Origin of the sequence: Streptomyces sp. NPDC053474 (genome assembly GCF_044544845.1) — a bacterium.
Taxonomy (GTDB): domain Bacteria; phylum Actinomycetota; class Actinomycetes; order Streptomycetales; family Streptomycetaceae; genus Streptomyces.
Window position 1 is genome coordinate 19,818 of sequence record NZ_JBITXV010000009.1, and the last position, 15,922, is coordinate 35,739.

Genomic DNA, 15,922 nt, shown 5'->3' on the forward strand with positions numbered 1-15,922 from the left:
GAGCGGGCGTCACCATCCGTGACCGGCCCCGCCGACCGCGGCCCCCAGACGGCGCGCGGCCGCGGTCCGCACGCTCACGCTCCTGTACTCGCGGGCACGGCCAACGGGGCCGCCGCCTTCCACGGAAGCGGCCAGACCTCGATGACCTGGGCATACTCCGTGCCCGGCCCTGGGCGCCACGTCCCGCACGCGCGGCGGCGGCGCCGGTCGACGCGGGCCGTGCGCGGACGGCTGAACAGGAGCGGGACCGGCCGTACGGCCCGACGCTGGGGCGCGTGGCTGCTCACCAAGAGCGCGCGGAGGTTCGCCGTGGACCCGCCAAGACTGGCTGGACAATGCAGGTCCTTGAGGGCGACGGCGTGCTCGCGGGTGGGTTTGACGGTGATGCCCGCGGCTTCGAGGAACATGACGCCGGGGGGCGCGTCCACCGCCCGCGCGCGCAGACCGCTGGCGTCCCCCTGGACCAGCCGGGCCAGGTAGTCGCCGATGCTCAAACCCAGGTGCGGTGGTCCGCTCTGACGCCTGCTCGTGGAGGTCACGCGACGTCCCACGCCGCCTCGATCATCCGGAAGATCTCCTCCACGGCGGCCTCCGGGTCGGCCGCCTCGCGGGCCAGGGCGTAGGCCTCGATCACGAACCTGGCGATCGTCCGGCAGGCGGTCGCGCTCTGGGGCAGGTCGGGGGCTGCGATGAGGGCTGTCGCCAGCGCCTCCGCGTGACGCAGGCGCATCGACTCCTCGTACTCCCGCAGGGCGCGCGACTCGTCGATCATGCGGTAGATCGCGGCGGTGCCGTCCGCCGTGCAGTGCCGGAGCATGGCCTGGATCTCGCGGCGCAGGGCGGGGATGAGCGGCTCGTGCGGCGCGCGCCCGGAGACCGCCTGCGTGAGGCGCTGGCGGAAGTCGTCGTCCTGCTCGAAGACCAGCGCCTCCTTCGAGGCGAAGTGGGAGAACAGCGTGGTGACGGCCACGTCGGCCTCGGCGGCCACGTCGCGGATGCCCACCGCGTCGTATCCGCGTTCCAGGAAGAGCCGTAGAGCGGTGTCGGCGATCTTCTGGCGGGTCGCGGCCTTCTTGCGTTCGCGGCGTCCGGTCGGCACGGTCATGAAGCTGACACTACCAAATCCAAAGGCGTATCTGTTTTTAAACACTAACCGTTAGTGTTACGGTCGCTCGCATGAAGAGAGTGAGCTTCGCCGCGTTCGGCGGTCCCGATGTTCTCCGTCTCGAAGACGCCGAGGAGCCCCATGCGGGCCCCGGCCAGATACGCGTCGCCGTGCGGGCGGCGGGCGTGAACCCCGTCGACTGGCGGATCCGCGAAGGCCAGTTCCAGCAGGTCCGCCCGATCGAGTTGCCCGCCGGGGTCGGGCAGGACGCCGCCGGGGTGGTGGACGAGGTCGGTGAGGGGGTCGACGGTGTCGAGGTCGGCGACCGCGTGTTCGGGCGGGGTTCGAGCACCTATGCCGAGCTCGCCGTGCTCACGGCCTGGGCTCCGCTACCGGAAGGCCTGACCTTCGAAGAAGCGGCCGGGTACCCCTCCGTGGTGGAGACCGCGCTGCGCGTCATCGGCCAGGTCGGGGTGCGGCCCGGGCAGACGTTGCTGGTCAGCGGGGCGTCCGGGGGAGTCGGCTCGGCGGCCCTGCAGATCGCCCGCGACCGGGGCATCACGGTGATCGGCACGGCCGGGGCCGCGAACCTGGACTACCTGCGAAGCCTGGGCGCCCTCGCCACGACGTACGGCGAGGGCTGGGTCGAGCGGGTGCGGCAACTCGGCCAGGTCGACGCGGCACTCGACCTCGCAGGATCGGGCGTGGTCCGCGAGCTCGTCGAACTGACCGGGGACCCGGACAAGGTGGTCTCCATCGCCGACCGCGGCGCGCCGGACCTCGGCGTCCGGTTCTCCGGCGTGACCGGGGACGTGCCGCGAGCCCTCGTCGCGGTCGTCGACCTCGTCCGGCGCGGAAAGCTCCACATCCCGGTGGAGAAGTCGTACGCGCTCGCCGAGGCGGCGACGGCACACATGGACAGCCAGGCGGGGCACACGCGCGGGCGCCGGGTCATCGTGGTCTGAGCCGCACCTCCATGACATCCCGGTCACGGTCTACGAAGCGGACCCCTCTCCGGCGGCGCGTGCGCAGGGCGGGATGCTCGACATCCACGACCACACCGGCCAACTCGCCCTCAAGGCAGCCGACCTGACGGACGAGGACGGCACGGACGATCGCCCCGAGGCGCGGCGCGGCGAGCTGCGCCACCTCCTGCTGGACTCACTCCCGTACGGCACCGTCCGTTGGGGCCCACAAGGCCACCGGCGTCCGCGCCCTCGCCGAGGGCCGCCACGAATTGGTCGACTTCTTCACCGGCGGCGAGCAAGCGGGGATCTGACAGGGCCGCAGCTCTGACGGAGCCCCGGAGAGGGAGCGTCGGCCAGCGCTCCTCCTGAACCACTTTCACCAGCTACGGAGGTTGTCCGTGTTCGCTGTGCGATACCACCGCTACGGCGGTTCCGAAGTCCTCCGCGTGGAGGAGGCCGAAGAGCCGCACGCCGGGCCGGGTCAGGTCCGCATCGCGGTGCGTGCCACCGGTGTCACTCCCGCTGACTGGTACTTGCGTACGGGGATGCTGCGGGGCATCGCCACCCTGGACTTCCCCCACATCCCCGGCATGGACGCCGCCGGAGTGGTCGACGAGGTGGGGGAGGGGGTGACCGGCGCCGCCGTGGGAGACGAGGTCTTCGGCCTCGTACCGGTCGCCGACCAGGGAGGCGCCGCGGCCCAGTACGCCGTCCTCGCGGCATGGGCGCCCAAGCCCCGGTCGTGGTCCTTCGAGGAAGCGGGCGGTGCCGCGGGCAACGTCGACACGGCCACGCGCGTCCTGGAGGCCCTGGGCGCCGCCGAGGGCATGACCTTGCTGATCGAGGGTGCCGCCGGAGGCGTCGGCACCATCACCGCGCAACTCGCCCGGGCCCGCGGCCTCACCGTGATCGGCACCGCGAGCCAGGGCAACCACGCCTTCCTCGACCGGCTCGGCGTCGTCCCGGTCACCTACGGGGCGGGCCTCGCCGACCGCCTCGTCCCACTGGCTCCGCGCGGAGTCGACGTGGTTCTGGACGCGGCAGGCAAGGGCTCCCTCGCCGAACTGGTGGCGCTCGTCGGCGACCCGGACCGCGTGGTGACCATCGCGGACTTCGACGCCGACCGCCACGGGGTGCGCTTCTCCCGCTCCCCGGCAGGGGAGTCGCCCGGCTGGGCAGGACTGCCGCTGGCGGCCGATCTCGCCGACCGCGGCGCTCTCACCGTCCTGCTGCACGGCGTGTTCCCGCTGAAGGAAACGGCCACGGCTCATGACGTGAGCGCCTCCGGCCACGCCCGCGGCAAGATCGTCATCACCGTGCCCTGACGGCCTCAGCGACTGCTCAGCGGCTTCCCGTACTTCTGTGCCGTGGAGAGGTCCGGGAGGCCGAGCGTGCGGGGCGAGAAGGCCAGCGAGCCACCGGCCGCACCCTTGGGGAAGAGCCACGCGGCGCCCAAGGAGGCGTTCTCGCCGGGGGATCCGACCGTGACATCCGGTACGCGGTCGGCGTCGTAGTCGCCCGCGGCGACCGCCGCGCCGAAGGCGTCGCCCGCCTCGGCGACGCCCCGGACGCCGGAGGTGTCCTGGTTCCAGGAGACGGACCTGGCGGCGCCGCCCGCGTCGAGCAGGCCCCGGGCGTCGCCGCGCAGCAGCCAGGTGGCGCCCGCCCCCGCCTCGCTGCCGATGGCCTCACCGGGGGCGCCCGCGATCAGGTCGTCGCGGCCGTCGCGGTCGACGTCGGCGACGGCGAGGGAGGCGCCGAAGCGGTCGCCGTCCTCGGCGACGCCCGGGACGCCCGGCGTGTCCTGGTTGAGGGTCTGGGCGCGGCTGCCGAAGGAGCCGCCGCCCGCGCGGCTTCCGTAGTGGACGTGGATGCCGCCGCCCTTGGCGAGTCCTTCGGGCCCGCACGGGTCGTCGATGTTCTCGTCGGCGATCTCACGGCACTCGCCGAGCGCCAGGTCGTCGTGGCCGTCGCCGTCGAAGTCACCGGCTGCCAGGGCGGTCACACCGGCGTTGTCCGTGTTCCAGAAGTTGGCCATCTCGGACCGGTCGGCGTCCCACTTCCACAGGCGTACGTGGGACTGCGTGCTGGGCCGGCCGGCGGTCCAGTACGCCACGCCCAGGTCCGCCGTACCGTCGCTGTCGAAGTCACCGGTGGCCAGCACGGGGGCGCGGCCGCCCATGGGGGCGGCGACGACGGTGGTGACCATGCTGTCCTCACCCTGGATGACACGGGCGACGACCTTGTCCGTGCCGCCGACCACGATCGTCTTGTCGGCGCCGCCGGTGAGGTGGGCCGCCGCGACCGACTTGCCGTACGCGGCCGACGGCGACGGCCCGGTCAGGACCGTCGACCCCGGCCCCGGCCCGTTCCGCGAGCCGCCTATGGCGATGACCGTACCCGCGTCCGTACCGCGGTCGGTGACGTCCTCACCCGGGGCACCGACGAGCAGTTCCGCGATGCCGTCGCCGTTGAGGTCGGTCAGGACCACGGACGCGCCGAAGCGGTCACCCGCCTCCGGGGTGCCGGGGACCTCGGGGGTGGCCTGGGTGACACGGACGCTCCCGTGGGCACCGACGCCCCTCGGACCACCCCAGACGACGTTCACGTACCCGGCCTTGGCCCGGCCCCCGACGGTCCCGTCCGGGACGCCGACGGCGAGGTCCGCGTAGCCGTCGCCGTTGAAGTCACTCGTGGTGGCGCGGGGCGCGGCAGCGGAGGCACCGGACGGGAGCACGAGCCCCGTGGTGACCGCGGCGGCGACTGCGATGGCGTACGTGAGGATGCGGCGGCTGTGTGGCACGGAGGCTCCCCCTCGGTCGACGGGATGAGGACTATCCGGTCTGACCGCCGAGGGGCGGGGCTGGTTGTACGGAGTTCACCGGGGGTTGGGGCCGGGTTCATGGCGGCCCGGCCTGCGCCGGAGCGATTGGTGGGACGCCTGGGCCAAGGGGAACTGCCGCCTGCCGCAGCGCGTTCCTCCGGCCCTAGGGGTTTGTGGCGGTGCGGTGAAGCGGTGTGATGGAGTAAGGGAACAAAGGTCCGAGGGGTTAGAGGGCGGGGAGGGCGCGGAGCGCATCGTGAGTGGGGACAGGAAGATATCGGACGAGGAGTGGGAGCGCTTCCTGCGGGACGCCGAGGCCGGGAGCGCGGGCGCACCGCAGGAGCCGTCGGCGCGGGCCAGGATGGTGGGGCGGCGCATTCGGGAGGAGCCCGGTCCACCGGACGGGTGGCGGACGCACCAGCCCACCTCGCGGCGAACGGGCGGTAAGGCCTGGTACGTGGTCGGGCTGCTGGTGGCGGCCGTCCTGCTGGTGGTGGCGCTGGCTTCGGGACAGGTGTCTGGCTGGTTCGGGAGCGACGACGGGGGCGGAGAGGACAAGCCCCTCGCCGCCGAAACGGAACGCCCGAAGCAGGCACCCGCACGGGAGGCGGAGCAACTGCCCACCGTGGACCGGCCGTTCAGGGGCTCTCCGGCGGCGCGATGGAGCGACGGGGCGGCGGGGATCCACGTGCCGCAGGCGCGGGCGACCGGTTGGATGAGCAAGGACCAGGTCGCGCGGGCGCTCGCGCACAGCCGGGACTTCCTCGCCCTGTCCAGCCTGGACGAGGGTGTGCTGCGGGGGCAGCGGCCCACGAAGGCGATCGCGCTGATCAACCCGCGCCAGCAGGACGTTCAGGACTACCTGGCCACCGCCTTCGACACCCCCAGCCGGAAGAACGACCCCCTGCTGCTCTTCAGCCGCTTCCCGAAGGCCGAGGTGCGGCTCGCCGGTGACGTGGTGAAGACGCGTGGGCGGCTCACCTTCCGGGAGGGCAAGCGCGGCGCGCTGGAGGTCGTCAGCGACGTCACGTACGTCTATCCGGTCGTACGGGCCGCGGGGGGAAGCGACCGGGCCGTGAAGGGCAGCGACGAGGTCGTGCGCACCGTCGTCCGGAGGGAAGTGGTGATGAGCTGGGACAACCCGGCGAAGGTCATCACCGAGCCGGGCACGTTCTCCCTGGTGTCGTACAAGGCGGACTACACCAACGGAGGCTGCGACAACGCCACCGGCTACTTCACCCCGAAGTTCGGCTCCGAACGCACCGCCCCTGGCGCCGCGGACGGCCCCGAGGTCGACCCGTACGACCGGAGCACGTCCATGGACACCCGCATGCGGCAGGGCGGCGGGGACGGATGCGGGGTCGCAACCCGGTCGTGACGGCGGTGCCGGACGGCGCTGCTCCCGTGTGCCATGGTGCTACCTGCGGCTCGCGGTGTCGGAGGGCAGTTCGGCGAACCGGGCGCGGTACTGACCGGCGAAGCGGCCGAGGTGCGAGACACCCCACCGATAGGCGATCGCACCGACGGGATCGGTGGAGGTGAGGATGTCCTCCCGGATCCGGTCGAGCCGCAGATCGCGGACGTACGCCATGGGGGAGAGGCCGAGCCGGTCGCGGAACGCGGAGCTGAGGGTCCGCGGACTGCATGCTGCGGCGTTGGCGATGTCGCCGAGGCTGATGCGCTCGGCGAGGCTCGCTTCGATGAACGCGAGGGCCGCCCGCAGGGAGCGCGGGTGGCCGGGGCGCGGTCCGTCGTGCAGCTGACCGGTGTGCGAGTGCGGCTGGGCCAGGAGCAGGGCGGTGACGAGGCAGCGCAACTGGCCGCGTTGCAGCTCCGCGCGCTGGAACAGGGGGTCCTGCGAGTCCAGCTGTTCGAGCAGGGAGCGGACAAGGAGGCGCACCGCCCGGCCCTTGGGCTTGGCCAGGTCGAGGGCGAAGTCGAAGCGCACGGTGGACACCGGCGGATGCCCGGTCAGCGCGGTGAACTCCTGGTCGACCAGGGCGGCGTCGATCCGCAGGCCCAGGAACCGCGTCCTTTGGCCGCGCAGGGGCCGCAGTTCCTGGGTGTCTCCGGGGTTGACGACCCCCGCCGTCGTCTCGTCGAGGGTCGCCCGCAGCGCGCCGCACGACGCCGAGAGGGCCCCGGAGACACCGATGTTGACGAAATAGGAGCCACGGGCACGGCCCCTGGCCGTGGCGACCCGTACGTCGAGGGGCGAGGCGAAGTAGCCCACCGCGAAGTCGTGCGCGGCGACGCCGCGCAGTTCGTGCTCGCCACCGCACAGCTCGTCCAGGGGCGTTGCGGCGATCGAGCCGCCGAACAGCCGGGTGGCGGCGTTCAGCAGGTCCACGGGGTTCTGGGACCTGGTGATGAGGTGGTGGCGCAGCGGCGTCGGCACGATGGTGGGGCCCTTCCCTAGGGGCCCATTGTCGACCACGGAGGCCGGTCGTCGGCCGCCCCTTGAGCCGGGCGGGCGGAACTCCCGAGGAGCCCTCCGCCTGGTCACGCGGGCTCGGCCATGAGCCGGTGGCAGGAGTCGGCCAGCGGATACGCCTCGTGGTGGCGGCGCGCCTGCTCCAGATCGGCGATCGCCACCGAGGTCTCCACGAGCGTCCGGCACCGCCGCGCGCGTCGGCTGACGAAAGCGTGGAGCCCCTGCTCGACGGACTCGTGCCGCGCGAGTTCCCGGGCCAGGACGAGCCCGTCCTCGACGGCGAGGGCGGCCCCGCTGGCCATCTGCGGTGCGGGGGCGTGCGCGGCGTCCCCGATGACCACGCCGTTGCCCCGGTTCCAGGCGCCTTCCAGGAGCGCCGTAAGGACCGGGCGGCGCACCACCGATGCCGATGCAGCCACCAGGGAGCGGATCTCCGCCACCCGCCCCGGGAACGCCTCAAGGAGTTGCCGCAGGCGCGGGGCGAGCGCGGCGTCGGGCAGGACGCTCCGCTCCACCCTGTTCTCCGTCAGGAACACGTACGCCTGTCGATCCGAGAGGGGGACGAGTCCGGCCGTGTCGGCCCTCCCGGCGAACTGATGGATCCCCGTGGCCCAGCGCGGGCGGCGCACCAGAGCTCGCCAGACCATCTGCCCGTGAAAGTCGAGCGAGGCCTTGAGTCCGAGCAGGCCCCGCACCGCCGAGCGGATCCCGTCCGCGCCCACCAGCAGTGCGACGTGCCGTACCGTCCCGTCCGACAGCCGTACGCGGACGAGCTGCCTCTCGTGATCCACCGCTGCCACGGTCACCCCGTGGCGCACCACCACACCGCACTGCTGGGCTTCCGCGAGCAGGACGCGGTGCAATGCGGGACGTGCGATGCCCACCATCGCGGGCCGTCGCGCACCGATGAGGCGCGGCAACCGGGTCTCACCCGCGGGCTCGCCGTTCACGTCCACGTGCGTGACCGTGCTCATGCCGTAGCCCTCGGCCAGGCACGCGTCCGCGAGCCCCAACTCGTCGAGCGCGCGCAGCGAAGGGCCGGTCAGACACAACCCCCAACCAGAAGTGGCCTCCGGCGGGCCGACCTCGGCGATCTCCACCTGCCATCCGTCCCGCGCCAGAGCGGTGGCCGCCGTCAGACCAGCGATGCCCGCCCCTACGATCACGGCCGTCCGTACCCCGCGATACCTGTTCATGTACGCCTCCAGAGCGCCGATCTCCGCGAAACCGTAGGGCGCGTCGAGGCTCCGCCCTATCCGAATCGGGCAGCGGCCATCCACGGGCGGCAAGCGGTCGTCCGAGGAGGAGGCCGGAGGCGGATCCGCACCACTTCGTCGGCGGACAGTCCCGGCCAGGCGCGTGTGTGGCGGCGGTCCGGACCACCGCCACACACGGGAGGCCATCGTGGAGCCGAGGCGGCCCGGGCTCGGCTCAGACGCCGGAAACCGAGCGCATGAGCCGAGCCCTGTGGTGGGTCACTTCCACGGATCGGTGAACGAGCGCCCGGGCACCGGCTTCGCGATGAGCGCCACCGGGATGAAGAAGTTGACCTGCCCGATCGCGAACATCAGCGTGGCGAGCGCCTTGGGCTCGTAGTGCGCGGCCGCCTCGGCGTACAGCTCGTCGGAGACCCGCTCACCGTCCGCGGACGGCTGGAGCACCGCCTCCGTGAGGGCCAGCGCCGCCCGCTCGGCGGCGGTGAAGTACGGCGAGTCCTGCCAGGAGGCCACCGACGTGATCCGCTCCTCCGACACCTCGGCCTTGCGCAGGAAGCCGGTGTGCAGAACGGTCAGATAGGTGCTGCCCACGATCTGGCCCGCACGCAGCTGCACCAGACTGATCGTGGAACGCGGCACCGAACCGTTGCCGGTGACCTTGAACAGCGCGGCCGACACCGCAGCCAGCTCCGGAACGAGCTCCGCGGGGTCCTCGGACAGCCGCGGCTCCATGGGGATCTCCGCCGTGATCGAACGTGTTCCCATCGCCATCTCCTTAGGTCGTTACGTCGTTATGTCGTTATGTCGTTATGTCGTCTCAAGACCGCGCATCGTGCGGTCACTGCCATGACGGATGGCGGCGGGGAAATGTGACCGGGAGGAGCCTGTCTTTTCTGCTCGACTTCGAAATCGGCCCTCCACCCGATGCGGAAGGCGGCTCGACTTGTCCGCTACGACGGCCCGCTACAGGGACCTGATGACGCGTGAGCTCCTGCTGTGGAGCGCGGTCGCCCTCGCCAGCGCCGCCGGTGCCCTCTGCTATGGCCTGCGGACCTGGCCCGGCTCCGTACGGGCCCAGAGCCTGGCGCTCCTGACCGGGATGAAGGGATGACGGTCAGCGGATACCACTCGGCGGGCCACCGGGCATCACTCAGCGGGCCATCGTGCACCAGGGCGGACGACCGTGCACCGGTTGAGTCTCCCGTCGGGGGAGACCCCAAGCTAGGGGCATGCACAGCGACACCTCATCCTCCCTCTACTCCATCGGCGAGCTGGCGCGCCGGACCGGTCTGACGGTGAAGGCGATCCGGTTCTACTCCGACAAGGGACTCGTTCCGCCGACCGACCGCAGCCGGGTGGGCTACCGCCTGTACGGCCCCGAGGCGCTCGCCCGACTGGGCCTGGTCCGGACGCTGCGCGAGCTCGGGCTCGACCTGGCGACCGTGCGCAAAGTGCTGGACCACGAGGTGTCCCTCGCCGAAGTCGCCGAGGCGCACGCCGACGCCCTGGACGTACAGATCCAGTCCCTGCGGCTGCGGCGGGCGGTCCTGCGGGCCGTCGCACGGCACGGCCCCACCCCCATGGAAGTGGACCTCATGCACCGACTCGCCACGCTCTCCCACGCCGAACAGCACCAGCTGGTGGCCGACTTCATCGACGCCGCCTTCGCGGACGGGGACGCCAACCCCGAGTTCGCGAGCCTGATGCGATCCGTCCTGCCGGAGCTTCCCGACGATCCTGCCCCGGACCAGATAGGGGCCTGGGTGGAACTCGCCGAGCTGTGCCGGAGTGCGGACTTCCGGGCAGCGATACGACGCGTCGCCGAGATCCAGGCCCAAGAGCCTTCCCCGGGCGCGGTCGGTGCCCTGCACGACGACCTCAACCAGGCGATGCGCGAACGCGTCTTGGAGGCCGCGGCCGTCGGCGTCCTCCCGGCCGCCTTGTTGACCGCGCCGCTCGCCGACTCGCTGAGCGACCTCTACGGGTACGCGTTCGAGCACGCGGGCGACGGCGACCTGCGCCGCTGGCTGCTCGCCCGCCTCCTCTTGACCACCGACCCGCACGTCGAGCGGTACTGGCGCCTCCTGTCGACGGTCAACGGATGGCCCGCCTCACCGAGGCTGGCTCCTGTGTACACCTGGTTCACCTCCGCGGTGGGGGTGACGTCGTGAGCTGCCGAGGGCGGCGTCCTCTGGGCCGCGACGCACTGCGGGCCCTCGGTGTGACGCTCGTCGTCCTCGGCGGCCAGGGAGCGATCCGCCAACTCGTCGACCACGACGACGCGGGGGTGCTCGGCGGACTGCCGGGCGGATTCGTAGTCTGCCTCAGCGTCCATGCCGCGTGCGTGATCGTGGGTGCGGCCGTCGCCGGACGGGCTCACGGCTTGACGAAGCAGTCCGGGCGCGGGAGCTGACGACCCGCTGTCTCGGGGAGAGTTCCAGGGGCGAACCAGGAGCCTGCTCCCAGGGCGGATCAGGGGTCGGTCAGGGTGATCACTGATGGACAACGGCGGCTGCTCCCCGCAGAGTTGATCACACCGCTGAGGCACGTCATCGTTGCTCTGGAGGAACCTTGATGCGTAGACACCTCACCCTCGTCGCTCTGGCCCTGGCCGCCGCCGTCACCACGGGCCTGGCGGCGCCCGCGACCGCCGCCCAACGAGACCCCGTGCGGCAGAGGTTGGACACGCTGCTGCACTCCGACCACGCACCGGGGGCGCTGGCGAGCGCGATGGACCGCAACGGCAAACTGCGCACCTATACCGCGGGTGTGGGCGACCGGGACACCCACGCGAAGGTGCCCAGGGACGGACAGATACGGATCGGCAGCGTCACCAAGACGTTCACCGCCGTGGTCGTGCTGCAACTGGTCCACGAGGGAGAGATCGCCCTGGACGCATCGGTCGAGACGTACCTGCCGGGCCTCGTGCGCGGAAAGGAGATCGACGGAGAGAAGATCACGGTGCGTCAGCTCCTCCAGCACACCAGCGGACTCCCCGACTACGAGGAAGACGTCACGAACGACATCCTCAAGCGCCGCTACCTCTCACCCCGCGACGCCCTGGACGTCGCCCTGGCGCACGAGGCCGTCTTCACTCCCGGCACGGAGTGGGGGTACAGCAGCACGAACTACCTGGTCGCCGGTCTCATCGTGGAGAAGGTCACCGGACGGCCCCTCGCCGAAGAAGTCGACCGGCGCGTCATCCGGCGCATCGGACTGCGCCACACCTACTTCCCCGCCCCCGGCGAGACGGCCATCAGGGAACGCCACCCCCAGGGCTACCGCCAGGAAGGCCCGGACGCACCCCTGCGCAACGTCACCGAGATCGACCCCTCCGCGTCCTGGGCGGGAGGCGCGATGGTCTCCACCAACTCCGACCTCAACCGCTTCTTCTCCGCGCTGCTCGGCGGCGGCGAGCGGCTCCTGAAGAAGGACCAGCTCAAGGAGATGCGCACCACCGTCCCCCTGGAAGGCCCCGACGTCCCCGCGGAGAAGCGCCGCTACCACGCCGGACTGGGGATCGTCAGCGTGAAGCTGCCCTCCTGCGGCAAGGTGGCCTGGGGCCACAGCGGTGCGATACCGGGCTACGGAACCTGGGCCGCGGCCACCGACGACGGCCGCGCCGCCAGCGTCTCGATGACCCTCGAACCGAAGAGCGGCGACGCCGTGAAGCACCTCGAAGAAGCCATGGAGGCGGCCCTGTGCGCCCGCTGACCGCCAGGCGGCGCGACAGCGGGCCGCCTCCGGGGAGAGGAGACGGCCCGCTGTGGATCCCAGGGGCCTACGGCCGTGTGCGGCGCACTAGCAGGCCTTGACGTAGCCGACGGGGGCCCAGTTGCCGTTGGCTCCGTAGGGCGCGGGCCTGGTGTGGGAGAGGAAGCGCTTGTTGTAGTCGTACCAGCTGCCCTGCCGCCCCGGCGTCTGGTTGTTGTACCAGGAGCCGCCGCTGCGCCAGGCGCTCGGCTTCTTGTAGAGCACGTTGCACTGGTACCACTCGCGCTCCTGACCGGTGTAGTTCCTGCCGGAGTAGCCGCACAGGCGCTTGTACGTGCAGGTGTGGCGCGCACTGGCAGCGGTGCCCTCGGCCCGGCTGCCGTTCAGCTCCCGTACGTACTTCTCGCCGGGCAGCGGCACCAGCAGCCTGCCGTCCGCGTAACGGATCTCGTTGGCGGCGGTCTGCCGTCCACCCTCCTTGGCCAGAAGGGTGTCGATCGTGCGCTGTAGCTGGGTGGCCTCGGAGGCTGTCAGGCCGGAGTCCATGGCTTGGCTCTGGAAGGCGGGCTGATCGGCCTGGGCCGACGGGGCGGCGAGCGCCACGCCACCGCCCAGGACGATCGACACGGTCACGAGAGTCAGGCTCTTGCGAAGATTCATCTGCTGGCTTCCTGTGTAGACGCTGCGGTCTTGGAATGCCGCGCCCCAGGTACGCCCTGCCCTGCGCGTGAACGGCAGGGCGTACGGAGACGAGAGGGAGGCACGCGGATGCTCCGCGAAAGGGGCTGTCCACCCCCTCGCTGGGACACGGTGACTGAGGCCGTGCACCAGGGATTCCAGCGCCCACGCAATTGTCCGGCAGCCCGTCTCCGCACCTCGGGACAAAAACGTGGTGCGGATGGGGTGGTCGGCGATGCGTGGGGCGACTTCGGCACGCTCGCCGGGGCGGGTCTCGTCGCCCGGTTCGGGGTAGCAGCGTCGACTCCGCGTGGATCAGGAGGAGTTGGCGGCACCCCCGCCCGACCCCGCCTTGTCGAACAGGGCGCACAGTGTGGCGGACTGGAGTGCCTTGGAGGACTTGATCAGTTCGGGGAAGGCCTCCGGGAACTCGGCGAACGCCTCCGTCGAGATGAGGATGCTCGCGGTGCGTCGGCCCGTGGGATCCGTGAGGTGGGCGCTGAGGTAGCCCGGGATGCCGCCGTCGTGAGACCACACCGTGCCGCACTCGGTGGTGGTGGTCTCGATGCCGAGGCCGTAGCCGGGCCCGTCCGGCTGGTCGGGGAAGATCGGCACGGTGGTGCGCATCTGCGCCAGCTGCGCGGCGGGCAGCAGCTTGCCGGACATCAACGCTGTGTAGAAGCGGTCCCAGTCGCGCGCGGTGGACACCACCGCACCGGCCGCGCCGCCCCACGAAGGGCTGTTGGCGGAGACGTCCACGTGCTCCGCGCGGGGCGCCCCGGCGTAGTTCCGGAACTCGGTCGGCACGCCCGGCGGCATGTGCGCCGCATCGGGTTCGTAGCCGCGGGCGTGCGGGCCGCGCCAGGCCGAGTCCTCGGCGTAGTACGTGTGCCGCAGGCCGAGCGGCCGGGCGATCCGGTCACGGACCAGCTCCGCCAGGCTCCGGCCGGTGACCTTCTCCAGGACCGCACCGACCGCGGCGTAGTTCGTGTTGCTGTAGTCCCACCGCGTGCCCGGTGGGAAGAGCGGATCGTGTCGTACGCCCACGGCGAGGAGCTGTTCCGAGGTCCACCGCCTCTGGTCCTTGCCCAGGATGGAGGGCACGAGCTGCGGGTCCTCGGTGTAGTCGTACAGGCCGCTGGTGTGGTTGAGCAGCATGCGCAGCGTGATGGCGCGGCCGTCCGGCACCTGGCCCGGCAGCCACTTGTCCACCGGGTCGGTCAGTGCGAGCTTGCCCTCGGCGGCCAGTTGCAGGACGAGGGTGGCCATCATGGTCTTGGTGTTGGAGCCCATCCGGAACTCGTCGCCCGGCCGGAGTCGGTGCTCGGAGCGGGCCCACGGAGCTTGTTCGGCGATCTCGATCGGTCGACCGCGGCCGTCATCCACCCGCACCACCACTCCGGGAGCCCCGGCATCCACCACCTTCCGCGCCAACTGCTCCAGCTGGTCGCGCTGTTGGGCCCTTGCGTCCTTCCCGGAAGCTCCGGAAGCTGGCGCGTCGTGTGCCGACACGGTAGCGGTCGGCCGGGTCGCCGCCTGCCCCGGCTGCTCAAGTCCGATGCCTAAGCCAGCCACCGTCAGGACGGACACGGCCGCCACCAGGTGCAATCGGTGTCTACGAGGCCGGTGAGTCGGGCGCGTTCGGGAGTGCCCGCGTACGGGGAAGTGGTGCGATCTGGTCGTCATGCCGATCAGCGTTGCGTACGGACCCTGTGCGGGTCACTGGAGCACGCCGGATGTGTGGAGGTGGGGCTTGCCCCCGCATAAACGCGCACCCGCCCAGTTCGTGACCGGCTCGGACGCGTCATGGGCGCCGGTGGCCCCGGGGCAGTGCGACGCCTGAGGACTTCCCGCTGATGAACGAGTCGCCGGTCAAGCCCCGGGCCCCGCGATCAGGACGACCTTTCCCCGGGGATGGCCCCGCTCCTGATGGCGGACGGCGGCCCGGGCCTCGGCCAGGGGATAGGTGCTGTCGACGACCGGAGTGAGCGCGCCGCTCTCGATCAGGGACGTGAGGGTCAGCAGGTCCGCCCGGCGTACGACGGCCAGCAGGCCGAGCAGATCGTGCCGCACGAAGCGGGTCAGCAGGGCCATCCGTAGCTGGGTGCCGGTGTCGCCGAACCACCGGCTGCCGCCCTCGCCGCCGATGCGCACGAGGGTGCCGCTCGGGGTGAGGACGCGGCGCAGTAGGGGCAGGTGCCGGTTCCCGGCGGCGTCGAGGACGACGTCGTACCGGTGAGGTCTTTCGGTGATCTCCTGGCGGGTGTGGTCGAGGACGGCCGTGGCGCCCAAGGAGCGCACGAACTCGGCCGCGTCGCCGCCGCAGACCCCGACGACCTCCGCGCCGTGGGCGACGGCGAGCTGGACGGCGAAGCTGCCCACGCCGCCCGAGGCTCCGATGACCAGCACTTTGTGGCCTGCCCGCAGACCCGCTTTGGTGTGCAGGGCCTGGAGCGCGGTGACGCCGGAGACCGGCACGGCGGCGGCCTGCTCGAAGGTGACGTTCTCGGGCTTCGGGGCGATCCTGTCGGTCTTGGCGAGCGCGTACTCGGCGAAGGAGCCGTCGAGGTGCCCATAGACCGCGTCGCCGGGCACGAGGTCCGTGACCTTCGCGCCGACCGCTTCGACGCGTCCGGCGCCGTCCCAGCCCCGTACGGGATTCCTGGGTCCGCGCAGTCCGAAGACTGGGCGGACCATCAGGGGCAGCCCGGTCATCACGTGCCGGACGTCCGGGCCGACCCCGGCGGCGTACACGCGCACCAGTACCTCGCCCTCGGCGGGGGAGGGGCAAGGGATGTCCCGTACGTGAAGCGTGTCCACGGAGCCGTAGACGTCCTGGACGATGGCCTTCACGGCGGATTCCCCCGGTCGAGGCGAGCGGGCATGGCATGGGCGGGTGCGCACGCGTACGGGCGCGCCGGGGCGCGGCCCCGCAGCGGCCTCCCCAGCATCGCGCGAACGCACCCCCCTGCCTAGGGAGTT

Annotated in this window: 16 protein-coding genes and 1 pseudogene; 8 read left to right on the plus strand and 9 right to left on the minus strand. The window is 71.8% G+C overall.

All coding sequences use genetic code 11. The features are described from left to right. Positions 1-74: 74 nt before the first annotated feature. Positions 75-539: a hypothetical protein gene (locus ACIG3E_RS21890; protein ID WP_399618926.1), complete on the minus strand. Its 465-nt coding sequence runs from the start codon at positions 537-539 to the stop codon at positions 75-77. Next, positions 536-1,105: a TetR/AcrR family transcriptional regulator gene (locus ACIG3E_RS21895; RefSeq protein WP_399618929.1), complete on the minus strand. Its 570-nt coding sequence runs from the start codon at positions 1,103-1,105 to the stop codon at positions 536-538. Before ACIG3E_RS21895 ends, ACIG3E_RS21890 begins: the two co-directional genes overlap by 4 nt. 71 nt (positions 1,106-1,176) lie before the next feature. Here ACIG3E_RS21895 and ACIG3E_RS21900 point away from each other — a divergent pair, with 71 nt between their 5' ends. The 3 genes and pseudogenes from ACIG3E_RS21900 (at position 1,177) to ACIG3E_RS21910 (ending at position 3,398) form a co-directional block, all read left to right on the plus strand. After that, the gene (locus ACIG3E_RS21900; RefSeq protein WP_399618932.1) at positions 1,177-2,070 is read left to right on the plus strand and encodes an NADP-dependent oxidoreductase; all 894 of its coding nucleotides are present in this window, start codon (positions 1,177-1,179) and stop codon (positions 2,068-2,070) included. Between the two features lie 4 nt (positions 2,071-2,074). Continuing rightward, positions 2,075-2,366: pseudogene (locus tag ACIG3E_RS21905) on the plus strand (FAD-dependent monooxygenase); the annotation flags it as partial. 105 nt (positions 2,367-2,471) lie between these two features. Further along, entirely contained in the window at positions 2,472-3,398 is a 927-nt protein-coding gene (locus ACIG3E_RS21910; RefSeq protein ID WP_399618934.1) for an NADP-dependent oxidoreductase, read from the plus strand. A 5-nt stretch (positions 3,399-3,403) separates the two neighbouring features. Here ACIG3E_RS21910 and ACIG3E_RS21915 read toward each other — a convergent pair whose 3' ends face one another. Then, positions 3,404-4,876, minus strand: coding sequence for an FG-GAP repeat protein (locus ACIG3E_RS21915; protein WP_399618937.1), 1,473 nt, complete (start codon positions 4,874-4,876; stop codon positions 3,404-3,406). Between the two features lie 274 nt (positions 4,877-5,150). On the opposite strand from ACIG3E_RS21915, the gene ACIG3E_RS21920 reads away from it, so the two are divergent. After that, positions 5,151-6,275, plus strand: coding sequence for a hypothetical protein (locus ACIG3E_RS21920; RefSeq protein WP_399619830.1), 1,125 nt, complete (start codon positions 5,151-5,153; stop codon positions 6,273-6,275). A 39-nt stretch (positions 6,276-6,314) separates the two neighbouring features. On the opposite strand, the gene ACIG3E_RS21925 is transcribed toward ACIG3E_RS21920, so the two are convergent. The 3 genes from ACIG3E_RS21925 to ACIG3E_RS21935 all read right to left on the minus strand — a co-directional run bounded on the left by ACIG3E_RS21925 (position 6,315) and on the right by ACIG3E_RS21935 (position 9,313). Then, positions 6,315-7,295: an AraC family transcriptional regulator gene (locus ACIG3E_RS21925; protein WP_399618940.1), complete on the minus strand. Its 981-nt coding sequence runs from the start codon at positions 7,293-7,295 to the stop codon at positions 6,315-6,317. 104 nt (positions 7,296-7,399) lie between these two features. Then, positions 7,400-8,527: an FAD-dependent monooxygenase gene (locus tag ACIG3E_RS21930; protein ID WP_399618943.1), complete on the minus strand. Its 1,128-nt coding sequence runs from the start codon at positions 8,525-8,527 to the stop codon at positions 7,400-7,402. Positions 8,528-8,806: 279 nt separating this feature from the next. Next, a complete protein-coding gene (locus tag ACIG3E_RS21935; protein WP_399618946.1) occupies positions 8,807-9,313 on the minus strand; it encodes a carboxymuconolactone decarboxylase family protein in 507 nt (168 codons plus the stop codon). Positions 9,314-9,524: 211 nt separating this feature from the next. Between ACIG3E_RS21935 and ACIG3E_RS21940 the strand changes: the two genes are divergently transcribed. The 4 genes from ACIG3E_RS21940 to ACIG3E_RS21955 all read left to right on the plus strand — a co-directional run bounded on the left by ACIG3E_RS21940 (position 9,525) and on the right by ACIG3E_RS21955 (position 12,262). After that, positions 9,525-9,659: a hypothetical protein gene (locus tag ACIG3E_RS21940; protein ID WP_399618948.1), complete on the plus strand. Its 135-nt coding sequence runs from the start codon at positions 9,525-9,527 to the stop codon at positions 9,657-9,659. 118 nt (positions 9,660-9,777) lie between these two features. Then, on the plus strand, positions 9,778-10,719 hold the full coding sequence (locus tag ACIG3E_RS21945; protein WP_399618950.1) for a MerR family transcriptional regulator: 942 nt from the start codon (positions 9,778-9,780) through the stop codon (positions 10,717-10,719). Then, positions 10,716-10,961, plus strand: a complete 246-nt coding sequence (locus tag ACIG3E_RS21950) for a hypothetical protein (RefSeq protein ID WP_399618952.1) — start codon at positions 10,716-10,718, stop codon at positions 10,959-10,961. Before ACIG3E_RS21945 ends, ACIG3E_RS21950 begins: the two co-directional genes overlap by 4 nt. Before the next feature lie 161 nt (positions 10,962-11,122). Then, positions 11,123-12,262, plus strand: a complete 1,140-nt coding sequence (locus ACIG3E_RS21955) for a serine hydrolase domain-containing protein (protein WP_399618954.1) — start codon at positions 11,123-11,125, stop codon at positions 12,260-12,262. An 87-nt stretch (positions 12,263-12,349) separates the two neighbouring features. Here ACIG3E_RS21955 and ACIG3E_RS21960 read toward each other — a convergent pair whose 3' ends face one another. The 3 genes from ACIG3E_RS21960 to ACIG3E_RS21970 all read right to left on the minus strand — a co-directional run bounded on the left by ACIG3E_RS21960 (position 12,350) and on the right by ACIG3E_RS21970 (position 15,793). Continuing rightward, on the minus strand, positions 12,350-12,922 hold the full coding sequence (locus ACIG3E_RS21960) for a hypothetical protein (protein WP_399618957.1): 573 nt from the start codon (positions 12,920-12,922) through the stop codon (positions 12,350-12,352). A 333-nt stretch (positions 12,923-13,255) separates the two neighbouring features. Next, positions 13,256-14,326, minus strand: a complete 1,071-nt coding sequence (locus ACIG3E_RS21965) for a serine hydrolase domain-containing protein (RefSeq protein ID WP_399618959.1) — start codon at positions 14,324-14,326, stop codon at positions 13,256-13,258. 486 nt (positions 14,327-14,812) lie between these two features. Next, positions 14,813-15,793: an NAD(P)-dependent alcohol dehydrogenase gene (locus ACIG3E_RS21970; RefSeq protein ID WP_399618962.1), complete on the minus strand. Its 981-nt coding sequence runs from the start codon at positions 15,791-15,793 to the stop codon at positions 14,813-14,815. Positions 15,794-15,922: the final 129 nt, after the last annotated feature.